The sequence below is a fragment of the Xanthomonas sp. LF02-5 genome (genome assembly GCF_034105325.1).
Lineage (GTDB): Bacteria > Pseudomonadota > Gammaproteobacteria > Xanthomonadales > Xanthomonadaceae > Xanthomonas_A > Xanthomonas_A sontii.
The window spans coordinates 102,195-120,554 of sequence record NZ_JAXGGF010000007.1 but is presented as its reverse complement, the minus strand read 5'-3'; the positions used below and the strand labels follow the sequence as shown (position 1 = coordinate 120,554).

The 18,360-nt window shown below is 70.1% G+C and carries 15 protein-coding genes; 12 read left to right on the top strand and 3 right to left on the bottom strand.

Features of this window, described 5'->3' with window-relative positions:
* Window positions 1-14 precede the first annotated feature (14 nt).
* The 8 genes from SLW52_RS17600 (at window position 15) to SLW52_RS17565 (ending at window position 8,955) form a co-directional block, all read left to right on the top strand.
* Window positions 15-908 carry a TorF family putative porin gene (locus SLW52_RS17600; protein WP_320740896.1) on the top strand — a complete coding sequence of 298 codons (894 nt, stop codon included), beginning with the start codon at window positions 15-17 and terminating at the stop codon, window positions 906-908.
* Between the two features lie 3 nt (window positions 909-911).
* Entirely contained in the window at window positions 912-2,555 is a 1,644-nt protein-coding gene (locus SLW52_RS17595) for an FGGY-family carbohydrate kinase (RefSeq protein WP_267099316.1), read from the top strand.
* Window positions 2,542-3,183: a class II aldolase/adducin family protein gene (locus tag SLW52_RS17590; protein ID WP_267122258.1), complete on the top strand. Its 642-nt coding sequence runs from the start codon at window positions 2,542-2,544 to the stop codon at window positions 3,181-3,183. The genes SLW52_RS17595 and SLW52_RS17590 overlap by 14 nt, the downstream gene beginning before the upstream one ends.
* A 49-nt stretch (window positions 3,184-3,232) precedes the next feature.
* Window positions 3,233-4,681 carry an aminotransferase class III-fold pyridoxal phosphate-dependent enzyme gene (locus SLW52_RS17585; RefSeq protein WP_148828535.1) on the top strand — a complete coding sequence of 483 codons (1,449 nt, stop codon included), beginning with the start codon at window positions 3,233-3,235 and terminating at the stop codon, window positions 4,679-4,681.
* 3 nt (window positions 4,682-4,684) lie between these two features.
* The gene (locus SLW52_RS17580) at window positions 4,685-5,323 is read left to right on the top strand and encodes a hypothetical protein (protein ID WP_320740840.1); all 639 of its coding nucleotides are present in this window, start codon (window positions 4,685-4,687) and stop codon (window positions 5,321-5,323) included.
* 84 nt (window positions 5,324-5,407) lie between these two features.
* Window positions 5,408-6,559: an MFS transporter gene (locus SLW52_RS17575; RefSeq protein WP_320740839.1), complete on the top strand. Its 1,152-nt coding sequence runs from the start codon at window positions 5,408-5,410 to the stop codon at window positions 6,557-6,559.
* A 125-nt stretch (window positions 6,560-6,684) separates the two neighbouring features.
* Window positions 6,685-8,127, top strand: a complete 1,443-nt coding sequence (locus SLW52_RS17570; protein WP_320740838.1) for an aldehyde dehydrogenase family protein — start codon at window positions 6,685-6,687, stop codon at window positions 8,125-8,127.
* 165 nt (window positions 8,128-8,292) lie between these two features.
* Window positions 8,293-8,955, top strand: a complete 663-nt coding sequence (locus SLW52_RS17565; protein ID WP_320740837.1) for a TetR/AcrR family transcriptional regulator — start codon at window positions 8,293-8,295, stop codon at window positions 8,953-8,955.
* 160 nt (window positions 8,956-9,115) lie between these two features.
* Here SLW52_RS17565 and SLW52_RS17560 read toward each other — a convergent pair whose 3' ends face one another.
* The 3 genes from SLW52_RS17560 to SLW52_RS17550 all read right to left on the bottom strand — a co-directional run bounded on the left by SLW52_RS17560 (window position 9,116) and on the right by SLW52_RS17550 (window position 13,178).
* Window positions 9,116-10,009, bottom strand: a complete 894-nt coding sequence (locus SLW52_RS17560) for a hypothetical protein (RefSeq protein ID WP_017914916.1) — start codon at window positions 10,007-10,009, stop codon at window positions 9,116-9,118.
* A 64-nt stretch (window positions 10,010-10,073) separates the two neighbouring features.
* On the bottom strand, window positions 10,074-12,317 hold the full coding sequence (gene parC / locus SLW52_RS17555; RefSeq protein WP_320740836.1) for a DNA topoisomerase IV subunit A: 2,244 nt from the start codon (window positions 12,315-12,317) through the stop codon (window positions 10,074-10,076).
* A 57-nt stretch (window positions 12,318-12,374) separates the two neighbouring features.
* Complete coding sequence (locus SLW52_RS17550; RefSeq protein ID WP_320740895.1) at window positions 12,375-13,178, bottom strand: helix-turn-helix transcriptional regulator; 804 nt, start codon at window positions 13,176-13,178, stop codon at window positions 12,375-12,377.
* A gap of 222 nt (window positions 13,179-13,400) precedes the next feature.
* On the opposite strand from SLW52_RS17550, the gene SLW52_RS17545 reads away from it, so the two are divergent.
* From SLW52_RS17545 to SLW52_RS17530, 4 genes are read left to right on the top strand one after another with little or no spacing between them, the layout of a single operon-like run.
* Window positions 13,401-13,850 (top strand): MarR family transcriptional regulator, encoded by a 450-nt coding sequence (locus tag SLW52_RS17545; RefSeq protein WP_026144760.1) that lies wholly within the window; start codon window positions 13,401-13,403, stop codon window positions 13,848-13,850.
* A gap of 10 nt (window positions 13,851-13,860) precedes the next feature.
* On the top strand, window positions 13,861-15,348 hold the full coding sequence (locus tag SLW52_RS17540; RefSeq protein WP_320740835.1) for an efflux transporter outer membrane subunit: 1,488 nt from the start codon (window positions 13,861-13,863) through the stop codon (window positions 15,346-15,348).
* Between the two features lie 10 nt (window positions 15,349-15,358).
* On the top strand, window positions 15,359-16,540 hold the full coding sequence (locus SLW52_RS17535; protein ID WP_267113869.1) for an efflux RND transporter periplasmic adaptor subunit: 1,182 nt from the start codon (window positions 15,359-15,361) through the stop codon (window positions 16,538-16,540).
* Between the two features lie 8 nt (window positions 16,541-16,548).
* A complete protein-coding gene (locus tag SLW52_RS17530; RefSeq protein ID WP_026144761.1) occupies window positions 16,549-18,126 on the top strand; it encodes a DHA2 family efflux MFS transporter permease subunit in 1,578 nt (525 codons plus the stop codon).
* Window positions 18,127-18,360: the final 234 nt, after the last annotated feature.

Genomic DNA, 18,360 nt, shown 5'->3' with positions numbered 1-18,360 from the left:
CCGCAGTCCGCTTCATGGCGACCCTCGCGGGCGCACTGGCCCTGCACGGCGCGTGCTGCGCCCGGGCACACGCCCAGCAGGCCGACGCCGATGGCATGGTCAGTTACGAGTTCCAGAACCAGATCAAGCTGATGAGCGAGCAACGCACGCGCGGCGTGTCCGACTCGCTGATGCGCCCGTCGCTGAAGTGGACCACCCAGTTCGTGCACGCCAGTGGTTTCGTCGCGCTGCTGGAGGTGGCCAAGGTCAGCAAGAAGCAGTTCCTCGACGGCGACGGCCTGGGCATCACCGCCGCGGCCGGCTACCGCTTCGGCAATCCCGATGCCTGGCATGCCGGCGTCGGCCTGGCCACCGAGCGCTTCCCCGGCGCCAGCTTCCTGGCCCCGCACCGGATCGACCTGGAGACGGGAACGCCCGAGGACATCCGCCGCACCGACTACGACAGCAATTTCGGCGTGCTCGAACTCGGCTACGGCGCGGTCGAGGGCCGCGTGCTGTACGTGTTCTCCAAGACCTACCGCGGCGCCGACACCGGCGGCGTGTGCGCACAGATCCTGCAGTTCGCCGCCGACCCGACGACGGCGCTGCGCTGCTTCGCCCGTGGCGAGCACGAATCGCGCGGCACCTTGCTGGGCGATCTCAACTACCAGACCCCGCTGCTGCCGTCGGTATTGCCGTCGACCACGCTGCGCCTGCACGCCGGCTACCAGAAGCTGGGCAACTTCAGCGAGGGCAGCTTCGCCGACTACCAGATCGGCGTCACCCACAAGCATTGGGGCCTGGACTGGAACCTGGACTGGGTCAGCACCCGGGTCAATGCGCACGAGCTGTACTGGGTGCAGGACGGCGCGCGCATCCGCAAGACCGATGGCGACACCCTGGTCGCCTCGATCGGCTACACGTTCTGACCGATGCGCAGCGAACTGCTCGATGCCGACCGGGGCGGCGACCAGCCGCTGGTGCTGGCGGTGGACCTGGGAACCTCCGGCTGCAAGTGCGCGCTGGTCACCCTGGAGGGCCAGGTGATCGCCTGGGCCTTCGAACCGGTGCCGCTGCACGTGCATGGCGTCTGCGCCGAGCAGGATCCGCGCGACTGGTGGAACGCGTTGCTGGTCACCGCGGCGGCGGTGCTGCAAGGCGGCGAGGCGTTGCGCCAGCGGGTGACCGCAGTCTGCTGCTCGACCCAGGGCGAGTGCACCGTGTGCGTGGACCGCGACGGCCGCGCGCTGGGCAATGCCATGCTGTGGCTGGACATGCGCGGGCAGGCCGCGATCGCGCGGCGCCTGCGCGGTCGTTGGCTCAACGTGCGCGGCTATGCGCCGCTGAAGCTGCTGCGCTGGTTGCGCCTGAGCGGCGGCGCGCCGGCCGGCAGCGGCAAGGATTGCGCCGGCCATATCGCCTACCTGCGCGACCACGAACCGCAGCGTTACCAGCGCACGCACAAGTTCCTCAACGCGCTGGACTATCTCAACCTGCGCCTGACCGGGCGCTTCTGCGCCACCGCCGATTCGGTGCTCACCACCTGGGTCACCGACAACCGCGACCCGATGCGCATCCGCTACGACGACGGCCTGCTGCGGCTGCTCGGCATCGAACGCGACAAGCTGCCGGAGCTGGTGGCCTCCACCGAGGTGCTGGGACCGCTGCTGCCGGGCGTGGCCGCGCAACTGGGCCTGTCGCCGCAGACCCGGGTGATCGCCGGCGCCATCGACAACTCGGCGGTGGCGGTGGCCGCGGCGGTCGAGGACTACGCCGCGCATCTGTATCTGGGCACCTCGTCGTGGCTGGGCGCGCACGTTCCGCGGATGAAGACCGACGTGTTCAGCAACATCGCCGCGGTGCCGTGCGCGGTTAGCGGGCGCTACCTGGCCACCGCGCTGCAGTCCACCGCCGGCGCCAACCTGTCGTTCCTGCGCGACCGCATCCTGTTCCATCCCGACGAACTGCTGCGCGACGAAGAACGCCCGGACGTGTACGAGGTGCTCAACGTCATCGCCGCGCGGGTGCCGGCCGGGGCCAACGGCCTGGTGTACATGCCGTGGCTGTTCGGCGAGCGCACCCCGGTGGAGGACCATAGCCTGCGCGCCGGGCTGGTCAACCTGTCGCTGATGCACACCCGCGAGGACATCATCCGCGCCTTCATGGAAGGGGTGGCGTTGAACACGCGCTGGATGATGGAACCGTTCGCGCGCTTGCTCGGCCGCGATCCGGGCGTGATCGCCGCGGTCGGCGGCGGCGCGCAGTCGGACCTGTGGTGCCAGATCATCGCCGACGTCAGCGGCCAGCCGATCCGGCAACTGCACAACCCGATCCAGGCCAATGCGATCGGCGCCACCTTCATTGCCGGCGTCGGCCTGGGCCGGCTGCACTTCGCCGACCTGCCGGCGCTGCAACGCGCGCGCCGGGTATACGAACCGTCGCCGCGCACGCGCGCGCTGTACGACGACCGCTATGCGATGTTCCGCGAATTGCAGCGCACGCTGGCGCCGATCTACCGGCGCATGAATCCCGTTCCCGAGTGCGTGCCGGAGGTTCCCCAGCATGTTTGCCCATGAACAACGCGCGCGCGTGGTCGCGCTGTGCGTGGACCTGTCGCGGCGCGGCTATCTGGCCGGCACCGGCGGCAACGTCGCCTTGCGCCTGGATGCCGAGCGCTTCGCGGTGACGCCGTCGGCCATCGATTACCTGACGATGCGCGCCGAGGACATCTGTGTGGTGCGCCTGGCCGACCTGCGGCAACTGGACGGCGCCGCCACGCCGTCGGTGGAGACCGGCCTGCATGCGCAGGTGCTGCGCCGCCGGCCCGACGTGGCCTGCAGCATCCACACCCATCAGCCGGTGGCCAGCGCCTGCGCGCTGCTAGGCGCGGCGCTGGCGGTGGAGGATCCGGCATTGCAGGCAGCGATCGGCACGCGCGTGCCGATGGTCGGCTACTTCCCGTCCGGCACCGGGCTGCTGGCCTGGTTGCTGGCGCGCCAGCTGCGGCCGTCGAGCAACGCCTACCTGATGCGCAACCACGGCGTGCTGTGCTGCGGCCGCAGCCTGGAACAGGCGGTGGCGGCGGTCGATGCGCTGGAGCAGTTGGCGTGCGATCACCTGGCGCGCCGCATCGAACGCCGCGCGCTGCATGACGCCGGCCTGGCCTTGCCGTTGCGTGCCGTCCTCACTGCACTGGAGGCCTGACCCCATGCACGCGCTTTCCGTTTCCGTTCCCCCGAACCCGGCACCGACCATGAGCCAGACCCCCGCCATTTCGCAGTGGCCCGATGTGGACCAGTTGTACGCACGCTTCCATGCTTTGGTGAACCAGCCGATGCGGCCGATCGGCGCCGCCGGCATGGCCAAGGTGATGCGCTATTTCGACGCGCGCTGCCAGGGCTCCAAGCGCCTGGGCGAGGCGGCCAAGCAGGTGATCCCCGGCGGCGTGCAGCACAACCTGGCGTTCAACCATCCGTTCCCGCTGGCCATGCACAGCGCCGAGGGCGCGTACCTGACCGACGTGGACGGCAACCGCTACATCGACTTCCTGCAGGCGGGCGGGCCGACCCTGCTCGGGTCCAATCCGCCGGAACTGCGCGAACACGTGCAGGCGGTGCTGGACCAGTGCGGCCCGGTGACCGGCCTGCTGCACGCGTACGAGGTCAAGCTGGCCGAACTGGTCTGCGCCAGCATGCCGGCGGTGGAAATGCTGCGCCTGCTCGGCTCCGGCACCGAGGCGGTGATGGGCGCGGTGCGCCTGGCCCGCACCCACACCCGCAAGAAATGGATCATCAAGATCGGCGGCGCGTACCACGGCTGGAGCGACCAGTTGGTGTACGGCATGCGCCTGCCGGGCACCGGGCGCATGGAGGCGATCGGCATCCCGCGCGGCGCCACCGCCTACACCCAGGAATGCCACCCCAACGATCTGGAGGCATTGCGGCGCAAGCTGCAGTTCAATCGCCTGCGCGGCGGCACCGCGGCGGTGCTGCTGGAACCGCTGGGGCCGGAAAGCGGCACGCGGCCGGTGCACCACGACTACAACCGGCAGGTGCGCAAGTTGTGCGACGAGTTCGGCGCGCTGCTGATCTTCGACGAAGTGGTCACCGGCTTCCGGCTCGGCCCGGGCGGTGCGCAGGGCTACTTCGGGGTCCTGCCGGACATCACCGTGCTCGGCAAGTGCCTGGCCGGCGGCTATCCGATGGCCGGCGCGATCGGCGGCCGCCGCGAGGTGATGATGAGCCTGGTCGGCGGCATCGGCACGACGGCGCGGCGCGCCTTCGTCGGCGGCACGCTGTCGGCCAATCCGCTGTCCTGCGTGGCCGGCTACCACGCCTTGCTGGAAGCGCAGCGCAGCGACGCCGCCGGCCAGGCCGGCCGCGCCGGCGATCGCCTGCGGCAGGGCCTGGAGGCGATTATCCGCCGTCTCGGCCTGCCGTACGTGGTCTACAACATGGGCTCGATCGTGCACCTGCAGACCTCCGGCGTGCTGCTGCTGGACACCGGCAACCTGTACAAGCTGTGGCGCGTGCGCAACGAAGCCAAGGAGCGCAAGCACATGATGGAAGAGATGGGCGCGGCGTATTCGGCGCACGGGCTGATCACACTGGCCGGCAGCCGCATCTACACCAGCCGCGCCGATACCGATGCGGTGGTCGACGAGGCGCTGAACCGCTTCGACGACGTGTTCAAGCTGGTATAGCGCATGCCCACCCTCTCGCACATCGAAGCGCTGTGGCTGCAGACCCGCGAGCGGCTCGCCGCCAAGCGTTTGCTCGGCGACGACGCGGCAGCCTTGGCGCTGCGCTGTCCGGGCAGCACGGCGATGTGCTGTGGCGCGCTCGATGCGGAGCGGCCGCAGTGGCTGGACTGGCGCGACCCAGCGCTGCCGGCCGCGGCGCAGGTGCACGCGCAGGTGTACGCGCGGCGTCCGGATGTCGGCGCCAGCGCCTGGTCGGCCGGTGCGTTCGGCCACCTTCTGGCCAATGTCGGCGGCGTGTTGCCGCAGGTGTTCGACGAACAGGCGCGGCACATCGGGCCGATGCCGGCGCCGTTTCCTGCGCTCGACGCGTTGGCGACGGCCGCGCCGGGCAGCGGCAGCGTCCTGCTGTTCGGCGGACGCCCGCTGTGTCTTGGCATCACCGCGCAGCGGCTGGCATTGAACGTGGAGTTGTTCGAGAAATGCGCCAAGGCCTATGTGCTTGCCGCGGCCACCGGCGGGCAGGTGCGGGAGCTGCCCTGGTGGGTGCGGCGCATCGCCAACGGGCGGCTGCGCAAGGACCAGCGGCGTGCCGCCGCGGCCTTCGCCGCGGGCGAACTGCCGGCCGAAAGCAAAGGCTACTGAGGGTCCATCGCGATGACCGCCACGCCATCCCCGTCTTCCGTCGCATCAACCGCCTTCCACGCGACACGTCCGCTCGCCGCGGCCTTGTCGATCGGCGCCATCGCGCTGCTGATCCTCGGCGTGCAGCCGATCGTGCTCGGCGCACTGGTCGAGCAGCACCTGATCACGCTGCCCGGCGTGGGCGTGGTGGCGATGGGCGAGATCATCGCGCTGGGGATCGGCGTGGCACTGGGCGATGCGCTGCTGCCGGTGTCCTGGCAGCGTGCCACGGCGGTCTTGGCGGCGTTGCTGGCCGCGGCGCTTAACCTGGCCACGGTGCAGGCGCAGGGCGATGCGGCGTTCGTCGCGCTGCGTGCCGTCGCCGGCCTGGCCGAGGGTCTATTGGTCTGGGTGGCAACGGTCAGCATCGTGCGCGCGGCCACGCCGGACCGGATCACCGCGGTGTTCATGGTGCTGCAGGCGCTCGCACAGATCGCGCTGGCGGCGGCGCTGGCGCTGTGGGTGTTGCCGGCGGCCGGCTGGAAGGGCGGTTTCGTGGCCATGGCCGCGACCTGCCTGCTGGTGCTGCCGCTGGCGGCGGCACTGTCGGTGCCGGCAAGCCTGGCTCCCGCCGCCGATGCGCAGTGCGCGGCGACCGCCACCGCCAGGCTGCGCTGGTCGCTGGCGACGCTGGCGCCATTGCTGGTGGCGTTCCTGCAGATGTCGGCGATCGGCGCGCTGTGGGCCTACCTGGAGCCGCTGGCGTTGCGCGCGGGGCTGGACGCGCATGCGGCGCAATTGCAGACCTCGTGGGTGCTGGGCATGCAGATCGTCGGCGGGCTGGCGGCGATCTACTGGGTGCGCCGGCTGTCGGTGACGGCGACCCTGACCCTGGGCAGCGTGGCGCTGTGCCTGGTGGCCGCGGCGATGTACCGGGTTCCGGGCAATGCGACGCTGGGCTTCGCCGCGGTGTGCGTGGCGTTCGGCTTCGCCTGGATGTTCCTGATGCCGTTCCATGTCGGCCTGGCGCTGCGTGCCGATGCGCAGGGGCGGGTGGCGGTGCTGGTGCCGGCCGCGCAGTTGATCGGGTCGGCCTGCGGGCCGTTGCTGGCGTCGCTGCTGCTGCATGCCGACGATCCGGCGCCGGTGCCGCTGGTCGGTCTGGGCTTTGCGCTGACCGCGGCGCTGCTGGCGCTGTGGATCGGCCGGCGGCAGCGCCGTCCGGCCGTCGTGGAGGCGGGCTCGCATGCGGGCTGATGGGGGTGGCCGTGCGAGCGTGCCGGCCGCTGCGATGACGCGCTTCCGTCGGCCGCGCATGGCGCAGGGCAGGAGATTGCCAGGCACCGGGCGATGGCCGATGTCCGCCAAGCAGGAGCGCGGCGATGGCGTTTGAGCCCGTGCTGGACACCCCACCGGAGACGGTCGCGGCGCTGTTCGCCGCGCAGCAGGCCACCGCGCTGGCCTGGCGCGGCTCGTCGGCGAACACGCGGCGCGCGCATCTGCGTGCGCTGCGCGATGCCTTGCTGGCGCGACGGCAGGCGCTGATCGCCGCCTTCGCCGCCGATTTCGCCAAGCCCGCACTGGAAGTGGAATTGACCGAGCTGCTGCCGGTGGTCGACGAGATCGCCACCGCCATCGCGCAGCTGCCGCGCTGGATGCGTCCGCGCAAGGTCGCCCCGACCCTGCTGGCCCTGGGCACGCGCGCGCGCATCGCGTTCCAGCCCAAGGGCCGCTGCCTGATCATCGGGCCCTGGAACTACCCGGTGGCCACCGTGCTGGGGCCGCTGGTGTCGGCACTGGCCGCCGGCAACACGGCGCTGATCAAGCCCTCCGAATTCACCCCGCAGGTCAACGCGGTGCTGCAGGCGGTGCTGGACGAGGCATTCGCACCGGAAGAGGTGGTCCTGGTGCAGGGCGGTGCGGCGACTGCGCAGGCCTTGCTGGCCTGTCCGTTCGACCATGTGTTCTTCACCGGTTCGGCGTCGGTCGGCCGGGAGGTGATGGCCGCGGCGGCGCGGCAATTGACGCCGGTGACCCTGGAACTGGGGGGCAAGTCGCCGGTGATCGTCGACCGCAGCGCCGACCTGCGTCTTGCCGCCGAGGTGATCGTCTGGGCCAAGCTGGTCAATGCCGGACAGACCTGCATCGCGCCGGATACCTTGTTCGTGCATCGCGACGTCAGCGCGCGCCTGCTCGCACACTGCCGCGCCCTGCTGGCGCAGCGCTACGGTGCCGACGCGCAGGCGGTCGCCGCCAGCCCGCACCTGGCGCGCATGATCCACCCGGCGCATGCCGCGCGGGTGGCCGCGCTGATCGACGAAGCGCGCGCCGGCGGCGCGCAGTTGCTGGCCGGTGGCGAGCACGACGCGGAGAGCTGCTACGTGGCGCCGACGCTGCTGGCGCAGGTGCCGGCGCAGGCGCGGATCGCGCAGGAAGAGATCTTCGGTCCGGTACTGCCGGTGGTCGAGTTCGCGCGCCTCGACGAGGTGCTCGATCGGCTCGACGTCGCGCCCAAGCCGCTGGCGCTGTACCTGTGGAGCCAAGACCGTGCCGGCATCGCCCAGGTGCTGGCGCGCACCAGTTCCGGCAGCGCGGTGGTCAACCACTGCCTGCAGCAGTTCGTGCACAGCGGTTTGCCGTTCGGCGGGGTGGGCGCCTCGGGATTCGGCAGCGCGCACGGCGTGCACGGCTTCCGCACCTTCTCGCACGAACGCGCGCTGCTGCGCGGCGGCCGACTGCCGATCGTCAAGGCGTTCTTTCCTCCGTACACCACGTTGCAGCGGCGCTTGGCGGCCGGCCTCAGCGGTTGGCTGGCGCGGCGCTGAGCGACGTTGCCGGTGTGCCAGCGGCGGGCGCGGTAAGATGCGATGTCGGCGCGTGCCGCGACGTCGCGGCGCAGCCCGCGCACCCATTGCCGCGGCGATGCGTGCCGTCAGGCTGGCGACGTGCCGCCACTGCGGCGCCTGCTGCTTTACCACCATCGAGATCCCATGCCCGCCGACACGCCGCGTCCCTCCGCACCGCACCGCCCGCGCCTGACCGGGAACAAGGTGCCGGCCCAGCATCGCGCCACCGAGACCTACGAACAGATCCTCGCGGTCACCGCGCAACTGCTCGGCGACGTCGGCGTGGAGCGGCTGTCCACCAACCTGGTGTGCGCGCGTGCCGGGCTGACGCCGCCGGCGCTGTACCGCTATTTCCCGAACAAGTACGCGCTGCTGTCGGAACTGGGCCGGCGGCTGATGGAGCGGCAGAACCAGCTCATCCCCAAGTGGATCACCCTGCAGGCGATGAGCGGCACGCGCGAGGAGTTGCAGCGTGCGCTGGCCGGACTGGTGCTGGATACCTACCGCGTCACCAAGGCGACCGAGGGTGGCGTCTGGGTGCTGCGCGCGCTGCGCGCGGTGCCGGCGCTGCAGCAGGTGCGCCTGGAGTCGCATGCGCAGGTGACCAAGGGCCAGGTGCGCTTCCTCAGCGAGGCCTTCCCCGACGCCGACCCGCGCCAGTTGCGCCTGGTCAGCCGCATCGTGGTCGACCTGATCTATGCCACGGTGGAACTGTTGTTCGATACCCGCCTGAGCGCGCGCGCGGTGGCCGACACGGTGGCGGCGATGATCGCCAGCCATATCGAGCAGTTGCGCGATGCGGCCTAGCGAGAATATCCCCGAGAACGGGCGCGCAGACCACTGTGCTTCTTATCGTCGGAGCGGCCGGCGCTAGCCGCGACACGCTGAGGTGTCGCGGCTGAAGGCGCTCCTACGATAGGAGTGGATCCACTTCGGTATCCCCGTAAGTTCCGATCCCGCGGATGTCTCACCAGGAAGCGACGACGCTGCCCTTCTTGACCACTTCCACCTTGTCGCTCGTACTGTTGTAGCGCAGATACACGCTGCCGTACTTCTCGAGGATGATGCGCTGATTGGCATTCATTCTCAGGCTGTTGTCGCCAAGGTCGATGCCCATGTTGTAGTTGGACTGGTCGAAGTTGATGCCGATGTTGCCGAGCGCGCCGCTGTCGAAGTGGATGCCGTTCTGCCAGCCACGCGTGCCCGGCTGGATCTGGATGGCATGCGTGCCGGCGGTGCTGGAACCCGGGGTGTTGAGCAGATTGAGGCCGATCGTCGACCCGCCGTTGGTGTAGGAGGTCAATTCGCCGTTGAACAGGATGCTGGTGCCGTGCGTTGCGACGTTCTGCCCGGCGATACCGTCGTAGCCGTGGAACAGTTCGCTGTGGAAACCCGCCAGCCACGGCGACCCGGTGCTGCGCTGGAACGCCCGGACGGTGGCGCCCACGCTCTGCGAACTGTCCTGGGTCGCGTTGGGATGTTTGGTCGCATTGAGCTGAATGTACAGCGGCCAACTGAAGGAGTTCTGCTGGTCGGACTCGGAGATCAGCGACAGGATCTCGTTGGTGTAGCCGGGGCCGACATTGGACGCATCGCGCCGGCCCCAGCGCACGGAGGTGTCTAGCGCCGGCGCGGACACCGGCGTGCTGGAGAACTCCATGAACTGGCTCAGTTGTTCGCCGACGCTGGTGATGGCGCCGGCGCTGGCGACCACCAGGGCGGCGACGCCGAACAGCAGCACCCGGTTGACCGTCACGGCACGGCGCAGGCGTTGGTCCTTGGCCTGGAGTTGTTGCTCCAGCCGCTCCACCCTGGCAATCAAGGAAGCGTCATTGCCGGCATTGCTCACGTTCTCGTTCATCGTTGCGTTCCTTCGTTGAGAGGACTGACAAGCCGGGGCTGGACGGATGTCCAGTGAGGCGCGCTTACTCCACCGCCAGATCGTCGACCTTCTGCCACCCGCGCGGCAGCAATCCGCCGCGGCTGGCGCGGGCGCCGAGGTAGGCGTCCAGGTCCTTGAACGACAGCGACATGGTGCGTTGGCCGCTCTTGACCAGCAGCGTGTTGCCCGGCGCCACCGCGGCGATCGCCACCACCCGTTCGGTGCTGAGCTTGGCCTTGGGGATGTCGATGATCTTGTTGCCCTTGCCCTTGTCCAGCTCGGGCAGGTCGGCGACCGGGAACGCCAGCAGGTGGCCGGCGCTGGTGACCGCGACGATGCGGTCGCTGCCGGCGCCGCTCACCGGCGCGGGCGGCAGCACCTTGGCGTTCGGGGTCAGGTTGAGCATGGCCTTGCCGGCCTTGTTGCGGCTGGTCAGGTTCTCGAAGCGGGTGACGAAGCCGTAGCCGTGCGAGGACGCCAGCACCAGGCGGCTGTCGTTCTCGCCGCTGGCGATGGCCTGGAACGAGGCACCGGCCGCGGGCGAGAAGCGTCCGGTCAGCGGCTCGCCGTTGCCGCGCGCCGAGGGTAGGGTATGCACCAGGGTCGAATAGGCACGGCCTTCCGAATCCAGGAACGCCACCTGCTGCGTGCTGCGCCCGCGCACCGCCGCCAGCAGGCCGTCGCCGTCGCGGTAGGACAGCGCCGCCGGGTCCACGTCGTGGCCCTTGGCCGCACGGATCCAGCCCTTCTCCGACATCACCACGGTCATCGGCTCGCTCGGCACCAGCTCGGTCTCGTCGATGGCCTGGGCCGCGCCGCGCTGCACCAGCGGCGAACGCCGCGCATCGCCGAACTTCTTGGCGTCGGCCGTCAGCTCGTCCTTGATCAGCTTCTTCAGCTTGGTCTTGCTGGCCAGCAGCGCCTGCAGCTGCTCGCGTTCCTTGGCCAGCGCGTCCTGCTCGCCGCGGATCTTCATCTCTTCCAGCCGCGCGAGCTGGCGCAGGCGCGTCTCCAGGATGTAGTCGGCCTGTTCCTCGCTGAGTCCGAAGCGCGCGATCAGCGCCGACTTCGGCTCGTCCTCGGTGCGGATGATGCGGATCACCTCATCCAGGTTGAGGAACGCGGTCAGCAGGCCTTCCAACAGGTGCAGACGGCGCTCGACCTTCTCCAACCGATGGTTGAGGCGGCGCACCACGGTGTCGCTGCGGAAGCGCAGCCACTCCTCCAGCAGGGTCTTGAGGTTCTTCACCTGCGGGCGGCCGTCCAGGCCGATCACGTTGAGGTTGACCCGGTAGCTGCGCTCCAGGTCGGTGGTGGCGAACAGGTGGCCCATCAACTGCTCGGCGTCGACCCGGTTGGAACGCGGCACCAGCACCACCCGCACCGGGTTGGCGTGGTCGGACTCGTCGCGGATGTCTTCCAGCCAGGGCAGCTTCTTGGCGCGCATCTGCTGCGCGATCTGCTCGATCACCTTGGACGGCGACACCTGGTAGGGCAGCGCCGTGACCACGATGTTGGCGTTTTCCTTCTGGTAGGTGGCGCGGGCGCGCACGCTGCCATGGCCGGTCTCGTAGATCGCGCGCAGGTCGGCGGCCGGGGTGATGATCTCGGCGGTGGTCGGGTAGTCCGGGCCGCGCACGTGCTCGCACAGGTCGGCGACACTCGCGTCGGGGTCGTCGAGCAGGCGGATCAGCGCGCTGACGATCTCGTTGAGGTTGTGCGGCGGCACGTCGGTGGCCATGCCCACGGCGATGCCGGTGGTGCCGTTGAGCAGCAGGTGCGGCAGCCGCGCCGGCATCCAGGTCGGCTCGTCCAGGGTGCCGTCGAAGTTCGGCGACCAGTCCACCGTGCCCTGGCCCAGTTCGCCCAGCAGCACTTCGGCGATCGGGGTCAGCTTGGACTCGGTGTAGCGCATCGCCGCGAACGACTTCGGGTCGTCGGTGGAGCCGAAGTTGCCCTGGCCTTCGATCAGCGGGTAGCGGTAGGAGAACGGCTGCGCCATCAGCACCAGCGCTTCGTAGCAGGCGCTGTCGCCGTGCGGGTGGTATTTGCCGATCACGTCGCCGACGGTGCGCGCGGACTTCTTCGGCTTGGCCGTCGCGTTCAGGCCCAGCTCGCTCATCGCATAGATGATGCGCCGCTGCACCGGCTTGAGCCCGTCGCCGAGGAAGGGCAGGGCGCGGTCCAGCACCACGTACATGGAGTAGTCGAGGTAGGCGCGTTCGGCGTATTCGCGCAGCGGCAGCTGTTCGAAGCCATGGAAGGCGGGGCGGGCGAGATCGGTCATGCGCAGGAAATACCTATAGGGGAACGCGGCGCCAGGCGCCGCAGGTCAGCCGGTCGATTATCCGGATGCGGCCGGCGATGCCAAGCCGCGGGTGCCGCCGGCGCTGGCCAGGTAACGGGCCGGAGGATGGCCGAAGCGGCCGCGAAAGGCGGTGACGAAGGCGCTGGGGCTGCTGTAGCCCAGCCGGAAGGCGGTGTCGGCGACGCTGGCGCCGTCGCTGAGCCGGCGCAGCGCCTCGGCCAGCCGCGCCTGCTGGCGCCAGCCGGCGAAGCCGAAGCCGGTCTCGTCGCGGAAGTGGCGGCTCAGGCTGCGCGCCGACAGCCCGGCCCAGTGCGCCCATTGCGCCAGCGAGCGGTCGTCGGCGGGGGTTTCCAGCAACTGGGTGGCGATGCGCAGCAGCCGGCGGTCGCGCGGCATCGGCAGGTGCAGATGCTCGACCGGGGCGTTGCGCACCTCGTCCAGCAGCACCGCGCACAGGCGCTGCTGCTCGGCCGCCAGCACCGGCGGCACCCCCCACTGGCTCATCCGCCGCAGCGCCTCCCGGAACAGGCCGTTCATGCCGATCACGCAGGTCCGCGGCGGCAGGTCGGCGCAGACGTCGGGGCGGATCAGCACCAGGTAGCTGCGCACCCGCCCGGACACCTGCACCGTGTGCAGTTCCTGCGGCGGCATCCAGCCGGCACAGCCCGGCGGCAGCGACCACTGGCCGTGAGCGGTGCGGGTGCTCAGCACGCCGTCCTCCACATAGATCAATTGCCCGCGCACGTGGCGGTGCCAGTCCACCTCGCGCCGTAGCGACACCGGCGAATGCGCGATGAAGGCCAGCGCGGGCGGGCCATCGGCGCGTTCGAACCACTCCATGGCGCGCGGGTCCAGCGCGCTGTCGGAGCCGACGCTGGCCGGAACGTCGGCCGGCTGGGTTGGCGCGATTTCGATATCCATTGTCCGGATTGTAATACCGAGCCATGGCCGCGCGCCGCTACAGTGCGCTCGCCGTCAGCGTTCCTCTACTGCAACGCAGCATCTAGTTTCCTTGGGGATATTTTCTTGACATATATTTCTAAATGAAAATAATGGGCGCCCATGAACTGCGCTCCCTCCTTTCCTGGCCAGCCCTCGTTCGGCCTGTTGCTGCGCCAGGTGCGTGACGGCCTGATGCGCCGCCTCGACCGCGCCATGGCCGGGCTGGAGCCGGACCTGGGCTTCAGCCACTACATCGGCATGAAGGCCCTGGCCCACATGGCGCCGTGCACCGCCAACGAACTGGCCCAGGCCATCGACCAGAACCCCAGCGCGGTGACGCGCCTGCTGGACAAGCTGGAAGACCTGGGCTGGGTGCGCCGCGAGGCGCACGCGCAGGACCGCCGCGCGTTGCGCCTGGTGCTGACCGACGAAGGCCAGGCGCTGTGGCAGCAGCTCAAGCAGCGCGGCGACGACGTCATCGCCGATGCCTTGCGCGATCTGTCCGCCGACGAGCGCGAGCACTTGTTTTCGCTGTTGGTCCGCGTCCGCGATTCCCTCAATTCGCCCTGAACCCGCCCACATGACTCTGTCTTCTTCTCCCTCCCGCCTGCGCCCGTTCGCGGTCGCGGCCCTCACCCTGGCACTGGCGGCCTGCGCCAGCAGCCGTGGCCTGGAACCGCAGGGGCGCCGGCTCGATGCCGACCGCCAGCTGCACATCGGCAAGACCCTGGCCGCCGACGCGCTGGCGCCGGCGCCGTGGCCGCAGCAGGACTGGTGGAAGGCGCTGGGCGATCCGCAGCTCGACGCGCTGATCGCCGAGGCCCTGCAGGGCACGCCCAGCCTGGACGCGGCCGATGCGCGGCTGCGCCTGGCGCAGGCCCAGGCCGGCGCGGCCGATGCCGACCGCGGCGCCAAGCTGTCGCTGTCGGCCGGCTACACCGGCCTGCAACTGCCCAAGGGCCTGGTCGGCGACGAGATCGGCGGCAAGTACATCCACAACGAGCAGGCGCTGCTGGACTTCAGCTACGGCTTCGACCTGTGGGGCGGCAAGCGCGCCTCGTGGGAGGCGGCGGTGGACCAGGCGCATGCGGCCGAGGTCGACGCGCAGGCCGCGCGCCTGGACCTGTCGGCCGGCGTCGCCCGCGCCTATGCGCAACTGGGTTACGCCTGGCATCTGTACGACCTGGCCGGCGCCGAACTGGCGCGCTCGGAGAACAGCCTGAAGCTGGTGCGGCAGCGCCGCGATGCCGGCATCGACAACAACCTGCAGCTGCGCCAGGCCGAGGCGCGGGTGCCGGCGGCGCGCCAGCAGCAGGCGGCGGCGCAGCAGCAGATCGACGAAGCGCGCACCGCCCTGGCGGCCTTGCTCGGCCGCGGCCCGGATCGCGGGCTGCAGATCGAGCGCCCGCGCCTGCTCGACCCGCAGGCCGCGCGGGTGCCGTCGGTGCTGCCCAGCGACCTGCTCGGCCGCCGGCCCGACGTGGTCGCCGCGCGCTGGCGCGTGGAAGCCGCCTCGCAGGGCATCCATGCGGCCAAGGCGCAGTTCTATCCCAGCATCAATCTGACCCTGCTGGGCGGCGTCGCCGCCACCAATCCGGGCGACCTGTTCAAGAGTTCGTCGGTGCTGGGCCTGCTCAGCCCCGGCGTGAGCCTGCCGCTGTTCGACAGCGGGCGGCTGCGCAGTCAGCTGGCCGAGCGCGATGCGCAGTACGACCTGGCGGTGGCCAACTACAACCAGACCCTGGTGGCGGCGCTGCGCGAGGTGGCCGACCAGGTCAACGCCGCGCGTTCGCTGGCCGAGCAGGCGCAGCAGCAGGCGCAGGCGCTGCAGACGGCGCAAGCCGCCTTCGACCTGTCGCAGCAGCGCTACCGCGCCGGCATCGGCAACTACCTGGACGTGCTCAGCGCGCAACAGCAGTTGCTGGACGCGCAGCAGCGCCTGGCGTCGCTGCAATCCAATCAGATCCTGGTCTCGGTGCGCCTGAATCAGGCGCTGGGCGGCGGCTACGACGCCACCTCCGCCGCCGATGCGCCGAGCTCTTCTTCTTCCGCACCTTCGCATTCCTGAGATCGCTGCAATGAATCAGACAACGACCCCCGCTTCCTCCGCTCCCGCCCCCAGCCGGCGCGGCAAGCTGCTGCGCGGCCTGGCCGTGGTAGTGGTGCTGGTGCTGATCGCGCTGGCGATCTGGTATTTCCTGGTCGGCCGCTGGCACGAGGACACCGACGACGCCTACGTGCAGGGCAACCTGGTGCAGATCACCCCGATGGTGGCCGGCACCGTGGTGCGCATCGACGCCGACGACGGCATGCGGGTGGAGCGCGGCCAGCCGCTGGTCAAGCTCGACCCGGCCGACACCGAGGTCGCCCTGCAGCAGGCCGAGGCCAATCTGGCGCGCACCGTGCGCCAGGTGCGCGGTCTGTACCGCTCGGTCGAGGGCGCCCAGGCCGAACTGTCCGCGCAGCAGGTGACCCTGCAGCGCGCCCGCGCCGACGTCGCCCGCCGCGCCAGCCTGGTTGCCACCGGTGCGATTTCCGCCGAAGAGCTGGCGCATGCCCGCGATCAGCTGGCCGCCGCCGAGGCCGCGGTCAGCGGCTCGCGCGAGACCCTGGCGCGCAACCGCGCGTTGATCGATGAGAACGGCGTGGCCGACCAGCCCGACGTGCAGGCCGCCGCCGCGCAGGTGCGCCAGGCCTTCCTCAACAACGCCCGCAGCGCCATCGTCGCGCCGGTGGCCGGCTACGTGGCGCGGCGCTCGGTGCAGGTCGGCCAGCGCGTGCAGCCCGGCACCGCGCTGATGGCGGTGGTGCCGCTGAACCAGGTGTGGGTGGACGCCAACTTCAAGGAAACCCAGCTCAAGCACATGCGCCTGGGCCAGCCGGTGGAACTGGAGTCGGACGTGTACGGCAGCGCGGTGACCTACCACGGCACCGTGCAGAGCCTGGGCATCGGCACCGGTAGTGCGTTCTCGCTGCTGCCGGCGCAGAACGCCAGCGGCAACTGGATCAAGATCGTGCAGCGCGTGCCGGTGCGCATCGCCATCGACGCCAAGCAGCTGGAGCAGCATCCGCTGCGCATCGGCCTGTCGATGAAGGCCGACGTCAACCTGCATGACCAGAACGGCGCGGTGCTGCCGACCAAGCCGGCCAGCGGCACGCTGCTGGATACCGATGTGTATGCGCAGCAGCTGCAGCAGGCCGATGCGGCCGTGAAGCAGATCATCCACGCCAACCTGCCCGACGCCGCCAAGGCGAACTGAGCCCGGTCATGTCCAACCAAGCTGCCGCTCCCGCCGCGCCCGGGGTTCCGGGCGCACCGGCCGCCGGGTTCCGCCCGGCCAGTGTGGCGTTGTGCACGGTGGGCCTGGCGATGGCCTCGTTCATGCAGGTGCTCGACACCACCATCGCCAACGTCTCGCTGCCCACCATCGCCGGCAACCTCGGCGCCAGTTCGCAGCAGGCGACCTGGGTCATCACCTCTTTCGCGGTCAGCAACGCCATCGCGCTGCCGCTGACCGGCTTCCTCAGCCGCCGTTTCGGCGAGACCAAGCTGTTCGTGTGGGCCACGCTGGCCTTCACCGCGGCCTCGCTGCTGTGCGGCCTGGCCCAGAGCATGGGCATGCTGGTGGTATCGCGCGCGCTGCAGGGTTTCGTCTGCGGCCCGATGTACCCGATCACCCAGAGCCTGCTGGTGTCGATCTACCCGCGCGAGAAACGCGGCCAGGCGCTGGCCTTGCTGGCGATGATCACCGTGGTCGCGCCCATCGCCGGGCCGATCCTCGGCGGCTGGATCACCGACAACTACAGCTGGGAATGGATCTTCCTGATCAACGTGCCGCTGGGCATCATCGCCGCGACCGTGGTCGGCTCGCAGCTGCGCGACCGTCCCGAGCCGATCGAGCGCCCGCGCATGGATTACGTCGGCCTGATCACCCTGATCATCGGCGTCGGCTGCCTGCAGGTGGTGCTGGACCTGGGCAACGACGAGGACTGGTTCAGTTCGACCAAGATCGTCGTGCTGGCCGCGATCTCGGCGGTGGCGCTGGCGGTGTTCCTGATCTGGGAGCTGACCGACAAGGATCCGATCGTCGACCTGCGGCTGTTCCGCCACCGCAACTTCCGCGCCGGCACCATGGCGCTGATCGTCGCCTATGCCGCGTTCTTCAGCGTTTCGCTGCTGATCCCGCAGTGGCTGCAGCGCGACATGGGCTACACCGCGATCTGGGCCGGCCTGGCCACCGCGCCGATCGGCATCCTGCCGGTGATCATGACCCCGTTCGTCGGCAAGTACGCCTCGCGCTTCGATCTGCGGCTGCTGGCCAGCATCGCCTTCATCTTCATGGCCACCACCAGCTTCATGCGCTCGGACTTCAACCTGCAGGTGGATTTCCCGCACGTGGCCGGGGTGCAGTTGCTGATGGGCGTGGGCGTGGCGCTGTTCTTCATGCCGGTGCTGCAGATCCTGCTGTCGGACCTGGACGGGCGCGAGATCGCCGCCGGTTCCGGCCTGGCCACGTTCCTGCGCACGCTGGGCGGCAGCTTCGCCGCCTCGCTGACCACCTACCTGTGGGCCAAGCGCACGCAGCTGCACCATGCGCACCTGACCGAGCACATCTCCACCTACACGCCGGGTATGCAGGAACAGGTGCAGATGATGGGCAACGGCAGCCTGCAGAACGGCGCGGCGCTGCTCAACAACACCATCAACCACCAGGCCTCGCAGATGGGCTTCAACGACATCTTCTACCTGCTGGGCTGGACCTTCCTCGGGATCATCTTCTTCCTGTGGCTGGCCAAGCCGCCGTTCGGCGGCGGCGGTGGCGCGGCGGCGGCTGGCGGCCACTGAGCCTCGACGGCCGCACGTCGGCACGGACGGCACCACGCCCTGTGCCGTTCCGTGCCGCTGCAATGGTGGTGCGATCGCGGCGCATGCACCCCATTGCCTGATGGCGTGCCGTCCGGCGCGCCGCACCCGGGCATGCCAAGTGGCATGCGTGTCCGGCGTCGCGCTCCGGCGCGGGGACACTTGCCGCTGCCGCGGCCTGCGCACCAGAATGCGGCTCTTCGCAGGCTTCGGCAG

Coding starts and splice junctions, on each gene's coding strand:
- SLW52_RS17600 (WP_320740896.1), top strand. CDS start 15: ATGGCGACCCTCGCGGGCGCACTGGCCCTGCACGGCGCGTGCTGCGCC.
- SLW52_RS17595 (WP_267099316.1), top strand. CDS start 912: ATGCGCAGCGAACTGCTCGATGCCGACCGGGGCGGCGACCAGCCGCTG.
- SLW52_RS17590 (WP_267122258.1), top strand. CDS start 2,542: ATGTTTGCCCATGAACAACGCGCGCGCGTGGTCGCGCTGTGCGTGGAC.
- SLW52_RS17585 (WP_148828535.1), top strand. CDS start 3,233: ATGAGCCAGACCCCCGCCATTTCGCAGTGGCCCGATGTGGACCAGTTG.
- SLW52_RS17580 (WP_320740840.1), top strand. CDS start 4,685: ATGCCCACCCTCTCGCACATCGAAGCGCTGTGGCTGCAGACCCGCGAG.
- SLW52_RS17570 (WP_320740838.1), top strand. CDS start 6,685: ATGGCGTTTGAGCCCGTGCTGGACACCCCACCGGAGACGGTCGCGGCG.
- SLW52_RS17565 (WP_320740837.1), top strand. CDS start 8,293: ATGCCCGCCGACACGCCGCGTCCCTCCGCACCGCACCGCCCGCGCCTG.
- SLW52_RS17560 (WP_017914916.1), bottom strand. CDS start 10,009: ATGAACGAGAACGTGAGCAATGCCGGCAATGACGCTTCCTTGATTGCC.
- parC (WP_320740836.1), bottom strand. CDS start 12,317: ATGACCGATCTCGCCCGCCCCGCCTTCCATGGCTTCGAACAGCTGCCG.
- SLW52_RS17550 (WP_320740895.1), bottom strand. CDS start 13,178: ATGGAGTGGTTCGAACGCGCCGATGGCCCGCCCGCGCTGGCCTTCATC.
- SLW52_RS17545 (WP_026144760.1), top strand. CDS start 13,401: ATGAACTGCGCTCCCTCCTTTCCTGGCCAGCCCTCGTTCGGCCTGTTG.
- SLW52_RS17540 (WP_320740835.1), top strand. CDS start 13,861: ATGACTCTGTCTTCTTCTCCCTCCCGCCTGCGCCCGTTCGCGGTCGCG.
- SLW52_RS17535 (WP_267113869.1), top strand. CDS start 15,359: ATGAATCAGACAACGACCCCCGCTTCCTCCGCTCCCGCCCCCAGCCGG.
- SLW52_RS17530 (WP_026144761.1), top strand. CDS start 16,549: ATGTCCAACCAAGCTGCCGCTCCCGCCGCGCCCGGGGTTCCGGGCGCA.